General features: G+C 37.7%; 1 protein-coding gene. It reads right to left on the bottom strand.

The window, feature by feature from the left end; translation table 11 throughout:
• Nucleotides 1-61: 61 nt before the first annotated feature.
• Nucleotides 62-496, bottom strand: a complete 435-nt coding sequence (tnpA, locus tag K0625_RS24325) for an IS200/IS605-like element ISShwo2 family transposase (protein WP_012323117.1) — start codon at nt 494-496, stop codon at nt 62-64.
• Nucleotides 497-512: the final 16 nt, after the last annotated feature.

Below are 512 nucleotides of genomic sequence, written 5' to 3'. Positions count from 1 at the left end.
GTAAAGAATCCACCTTCTGAAGAAGGTGGCTTTGCATTAGCCCCCTAAAAGGGGGCGTTGTCTACTTCAAATCTAATTGCGGCTGCTCCTGTTTTTCAACCTTTTCTTGATGCCTTACATATCTTCGAATCACTTCCTCATTAATCCCTACTGTGTCAACAAAGTAACCTCTTTGCCAAAAGTGATTTCCCCATAGCTTATTTTTCCGAAGATACGGATACTTGCTAAACATTTTCAAAGCAATTTTACCTTTTAAGGCACCCATCAACTTTGAAATCGATAGTTTCGGAGGAACTTTGATAACCAGATGTACATGGTCTATTTGTACATTCAACTCTACAACCACACACCCTAACTGCTCACTATAGACATGAATACATCGGTAAACATCTTTTCCTAACTTATTCTTTAAAATCCTAAACCTATACTTAGGTGTCCAAACTATGTGATATTGACATCGCCAATACACATGCGATGCTTTCTCATATCTACTCATGTTTTTTATCCTCTAT

The sequence above is a fragment of the Shewanella nanhaiensis genome (genome assembly GCF_019457885.1).
GTDB lineage: Bacteria > Pseudomonadota > Gammaproteobacteria > Enterobacterales > Shewanellaceae > Shewanella > Shewanella nanhaiensis.
This window is presented reverse-complemented; position numbering and strand designations above follow the sequence as displayed.

Bases quoted from the DNA above. Each gene is read 5' to 3' on its own strand.
- tnpA (WP_012323117.1), bottom strand. From the start codon at position 496: ATGAGTAGATATGAGAAAGCATCGCATGTGTATTGGCGATGTCAATAT.